This window comes from Shewanella sp. KT0246 (assembly GCF_019654955.1).
GTDB classification, from domain to species: Bacteria; Pseudomonadota; Gammaproteobacteria; order Enterobacterales; family Shewanellaceae; genus Shewanella; species Shewanella goraebulensis.
On sequence record NZ_BPEV01000082.1, the window covers coordinates 1 to 4,538 of the forward strand.

Annotated in this window: 6 protein-coding genes; 4 read left to right on the forward strand and 2 right to left on the reverse strand. The window is 38.9% G+C overall.

Features of this window, described 5'->3' with window-relative positions:
* Positions 1–188 precede the first annotated feature (188 nt).
* Both K5Q58_RS20450 and K5Q58_RS20455 read right to left on the reverse strand, forming a co-directional pair.
* Positions 189–422, reverse strand: coding sequence for a hypothetical protein (locus tag K5Q58_RS20450; protein WP_220755699.1), 234 nt, complete (start codon positions 420–422; stop codon positions 189–191).
* A gap of 93 nt (positions 423–515) precedes the next feature.
* Positions 516–965, reverse strand: a complete 450-nt coding sequence (locus tag K5Q58_RS20455; RefSeq protein WP_259651414.1) for a hypothetical protein — start codon at positions 963–965, stop codon at positions 516–518.
* Positions 966–1,235: 270 nt separating this feature from the next.
* Between K5Q58_RS20455 and ccoN the strand changes: the two genes are divergently transcribed.
* Genes ccoN through ccoP form a run of 4 tightly spaced genes read left to right on the forward strand, consistent with a single transcriptional unit; the run spans position 1,236 to position 4,450 of the window.
* Complete coding sequence (gene ccoN, locus K5Q58_RS20460) at positions 1,236–2,669, forward strand: cytochrome-c oxidase, cbb3-type subunit I (protein ID WP_220755701.1); 1,434 nt, start codon at positions 1,236–1,238, stop codon at positions 2,667–2,669.
* Between the two features lie 11 nt (positions 2,670–2,680).
* Complete coding sequence (ccoO, locus tag K5Q58_RS20465) at positions 2,681–3,295, forward strand: cytochrome-c oxidase, cbb3-type subunit II (protein WP_220755702.1); 615 nt, start codon at positions 2,681–2,683, stop codon at positions 3,293–3,295.
* 10 nt (positions 3,296–3,305) lie between these two features.
* Positions 3,306–3,482: a cbb3-type cytochrome c oxidase subunit 3 gene (locus K5Q58_RS20470; RefSeq protein WP_153913779.1), complete on the forward strand. Its 177-nt coding sequence runs from the start codon at positions 3,306–3,308 to the stop codon at positions 3,480–3,482.
* Positions 3,482–4,450 (forward strand): cytochrome-c oxidase, cbb3-type subunit III, encoded by a 969-nt coding sequence (gene ccoP, locus K5Q58_RS20475; RefSeq protein ID WP_220755703.1) that lies wholly within the window; start codon positions 3,482–3,484, stop codon positions 4,448–4,450. Before K5Q58_RS20470 ends, ccoP begins: the two co-directional genes overlap by 1 nt.
* Positions 4,451–4,538 lie beyond the last annotated feature (88 nt).

Sequence of the window (4,538 nt, forward strand, 5' to 3'; positions counted from 1 at the left end):
ATCAATGAATTGGTTCATTACTAAAGCCCATGGTTAGTTGTTACATAATTTATTGATAGACTTGATTGCTGTTAGCGATTAAATATTTTGACTTTGTTGCCTTATAAAAATGCCATCAACTATGAACTTCTACATAACTAATTGTATATTAATAACTTTATTAATCATTGCTAGTGCACTTTGTTTGATTAATTAGCTTGAAACATTGATATCAATTGTTCATCTATCAAATCCGAAGATTGAATGTTTACCGCTACTGGTTTATTACAATGCACTCTCTGGTTACAAGACATTAAGCATAATTGCCACAATTGCTTTTTGGTTTCAATATCCAAACTTTTAACGTCTGCTACGCAAAGGTGGCCACTTTGGATTAATAAGGCCATTTTTTCTAGTGGAATGGAAATGTTTAATTTAGTCATGATAATTACCCCAATATTCAGTTGAAGTAATTATAACTTAATGAGAATGATTATCAACACGATTTGTGGTAATTTCGATTGCGATGTTCGCTTTTAGTGATTGTCAGCTAAAAAATCAAACCACGTAGATTTTACTTCACCGTTTAATTCAAAGTTTACGATTGTTCGCCAAACCATATAATCACTGCTACATGAGCCGTATATAGCTTGGCCTGAAAAGGATTTTGAGTCAGCTGATGTTAATTTAACGGGAATAATTCCCATAAACATATCACGACCTTCAATTCTTACATCGACATTAGTCACTGGTTCTGAAAAATTAAGCTTAACCTGCAAAGGTTTTTCACTGGGAGCAAAAATAGGATTGATAAGCAATGAAATGGACAGATTGTGTACACTTTGTTTACACTCTCCTTCGCTAAATTGGCATAAGGTCGCATCGGCAGTTCTTCTTGCGGTATTGGATTCGTTAACTTGTGAATCGCATCCTACTAAATTAGCAATAAAAAATAACAAGAAAACAGACTTTGTTAAAAAGTGCACAAATAATAACCTCATGATTCAAATTGATAACATTATCTTTAGGAAATTGATCTAGATCAAGTTTACTCGGGCTCCCTGAGTATCTTTTTTGACACAGCTCAAGTATCATTGCATTGCCTCATGATAGATATAAAAAACATGAGGTAACACCTTGACAACGCGTTAAAAAGCAACTTCATTTTAGTTTGTTTTTTCAACTATTGTCGCCTAAACAGGTAAAGTTCCGCTTTACTATAATTAAAAGTAAAAGTAATAAGCCGTGGAAGCATTATGATGAATCATTCCCAGCCTACAGGCGCTGATTACAACTACACTATTGTTCGCCAATTCGCGTTAACCACAGTTTTGTGGGGAATCGTTGGTATGGCAGTAGGTGTATTGATTGCGGCCCAGTTAATCTGGCCACAACTAAACTTCGAAACATCATGGTTAACGTATAGTCGTCTTAGACCACTACATACAAATGCCGTGATTTTCGCGTTTGGTACTTCAGCCCTTTTCGCAACATCCTACTATATCGTACAACGCACCTGTCAAACCCGTTTATTTGCACCTAAATTAGCTGCATTTACATTCTGGGGTTGGCAAGCCATTATCCTCTCTGCTGCAATCACCTTACCTATGGGGTTCACCTCAGGTAAAGAGTACGCTGAATTAGAGTGGCCTATTGATATTGCAATCACCATTGTTTGGGTTGCTTATGCAGTAGTGTTCTTTGGCACAATCATTAAACGAACAACATCGCATATTTACGTTGCGAACTGGTTCTTTGGTGCTTTCATTATCACGGTAGCAGTGCTGCACATTGTTAACTCAATGGCCGTACCTGTCAGCTTATTCAAATCATATTCCATGTACTCTGGCGCAGTCGATGCGATGGTACAGTGGTGGTATGGACATAATGCAGTTGGATTTTTATTAACTGCGGGTTTCTTAGGGATGATGTACTACTTCGTACCTAAGCAAGCTGGTCGCCCTGTTTATTCATACCGTTTATCAATTGTTCACTTTTGGGCTTTGATTGCGCTATATATTTGGGCTGGTCCTCATCACCTTCATTATACAGCTTTACCTGATTGGACTCAGACACTCGGTATGGTGATGTCGTTAATCTTATTTGCTCCTTCTTGGGGTGGCATGATTAACGGTATTATGACCTTATCTGGCGCTTGGCATAAGCTACGTACTGATCCAGTACTTCGTTTCTTAGTTGTTTCATTGTCTTTCTACGGTATGTCTACCTTCGAAGGACCAATGATGGCAATTAAGACTGTTAACGCCTTATCGCATTATACCGATTGGACTGTTGGTCATGTTCACTCTGGTGCTTTAGGTTGGGTAGCGATGGTTTCTATCGGTTCTCTATATCACCTTATCCCTGTTTTATTCGGTCATGGCCGTATGTACAGCACTAATTTAGTGAATGTTCATTTCTGGTTAGCGACAATTGGTACAGTGTTATACATTGTAGCAATGTGGATTTCTGGTGTTATGCAAGGTCTAATGTGGCGTGCAGTTAACTCTGACGGAACATTAACTTATAGCTTTGTTGAGAGTTTAGAAGCGTCTTATCCTTTCTACTTTGTTCGCTTTATTGGTGGTGTATTCTTCTTAACTGGTATGTTTATTATGGCGTACAACGTCATCCGTACTGTTAATGCACCTAAAGATTCTTTACCACCATTAACTGAAGAAAAAGCATAAGGAGCAGAACGATGAAATTTAATCATGAATTAATCGAGAAAAACATCGGTCTGCTAGGTATCTTCACTGTAATCGCGATTAGTTTCGGCGGTTTAGTTCAGATTACCCCGCTACTTTTCTCTAAAGATACAACTGAACCAGTTGAAGGGTTAATCCCGTACAATGCTTTACAGATTGAAGGGCGTGACATCTATGTCCGTGAGGGTTGTTATAACTGTCACAGCCAAATGATCCGTCCTTTACGTGCTGAAACTGAGCGCTATGGTCATTACTCTGTAGCTGGTGAATCAGTATGGGATCACCCATTCCAATGGGGTTCTAAACGTACAGGTCCTGACTTAGCCCGTGTTGGTGGACGTTACAGTGATAAGTGGCATGAAGTTCACTTAATTAATCCACGTGATGTTGTACCACAGTCTAATATGCCTGCTTACCCTTGGTTAGCAGATAACAAGTTAGACGGAAAGCTCACTGGTAATAAGATGCAAATCTTAAGCAATTTCCATCCGGATCATAATATGTATACCGAAGAAGAAATTGCTGGTGCGCAGGCTGCTGTAGAAGGCAAGACTGAATTAGAAGCGTTAATCGCTTATCTTCAGTCACTTGGCCACGCACTGAAATAAGGAGGCAATTATGGATTACGGAACGTTACAAGGCATTCTTACCATTATTGTTATGGTCGTATTTGCCGGTATATTTTATTGGGCTTACAGCTCTAAAAGTAAACCAAAATTTGATGAAGCTGCTAACCTGATTTTTTCTGAAGAAGAAATCGCTAAGCAAACTAACCATTCAGGAGATAACAAGTAATGAGTATCTTTTGGAATGTTTGGATTATTTTTCCAACTTTGTTAGTGATTGCGGGGTGTTTCTTCCTTTTACGTGCTTGTTCAAAAAACAAGACCGGAATTGAAGAAGGCGAGTCAATGGGTCACACCTTTGACGGTATCGAAGAATTAAATAACCCGCTTCCTAAGTGGTGGGCTTATATGTTCTACATCAGTATTGTCTTTGGCTTAATTTATCTTGCGCTTTATCCCGGTCTTGGTAGTTACCAAGGTTTATTTGGTTGGACTAGTTCTAACCAAAGCGTGGGTTATGAGCAAGGTATTAAAGAGGACTCAAAAGCTGCGGTTGAATTAGCTAAAGCTGAGAATCGTTTATCACAGTATGACCGTGAAGTTGCTGCTGCTGATGAAAAATATGGCCCTATCTTTGCTGCATATTTAGCGACTCCGCTAGAAGAGCTAGTTAAAGATGAAGAAGCACTTAAAGTAGGTGGACGTTTATTCCTACAAAATTGTGCTCAGTGTCATGGTTCAGATGCCCGAGGTAGTATTGGTTTCCCTAACTTAACTGATAATAATTGGTTATATGGTGGTGAACTTGCCACGATTAAAACTTCAATTATGAACGGTCGTAACGGTATGATGCCGCCTAAAGGTGGTTTACCAATCGAAGACAGTGAAATTCAAGGTTTAGCTGAATACGTATTTAAATTATCAGGTCGTGATCATGACGCTACTCTCGCAGCGCAAGGTCAAGCTTCATTCATGAAAGGTTGTTTTGCTTGTCATGGTATGGACGGAACCGGTAACAAATTTATGGGTGCACCTAATTTAACTGACGATGCTTGGTTATATGGCAGCACCCGTTTGCAAGTTATGCAATCTATTGCAAACGGACGTGCTGGTGTAATGCCTGCGTGGGACGATATACTGGGCGAAGAAAAAGTTCACGTTATATCGGCGTATGTTTATAGCTTATCAAACAAATAGTTACATCACAGTAACAACAAAGGCTTCGTGAAAACGAAGCCTTTTTTTTAAGTGATTCTTAAGCCTTTTCGAGTTAAAATATCACAAT

What these genes read in the sequence shown, in the direction of transcription:
- ccoP (WP_220755703.1), top strand. Translation starts at nt 3,482, where the DNA reads ATGAGTATCTTTTGGAATGTTTGGATTATTTTTCCAACTTTGTTAGTG.
- K5Q58_RS20470 (WP_153913779.1), top strand. Translation starts at nt 3,306, where the DNA reads ATGGATTACGGAACGTTACAAGGCATTCTTACCATTATTGTTATGGTC.
- K5Q58_RS20450 (WP_220755699.1), bottom strand. Translation starts at nt 422, where the DNA reads ATGACTAAATTAAACATTTCCATTCCACTAGAAAAAATGGCCTTATTA.
- ccoO (WP_220755702.1), top strand. Translation starts at nt 2,681, where the DNA reads ATGAAATTTAATCATGAATTAATCGAGAAAAACATCGGTCTGCTAGGT.
- ccoN (WP_220755701.1), top strand. Translation starts at nt 1,236, where the DNA reads ATGATGAATCATTCCCAGCCTACAGGCGCTGATTACAACTACACTATT.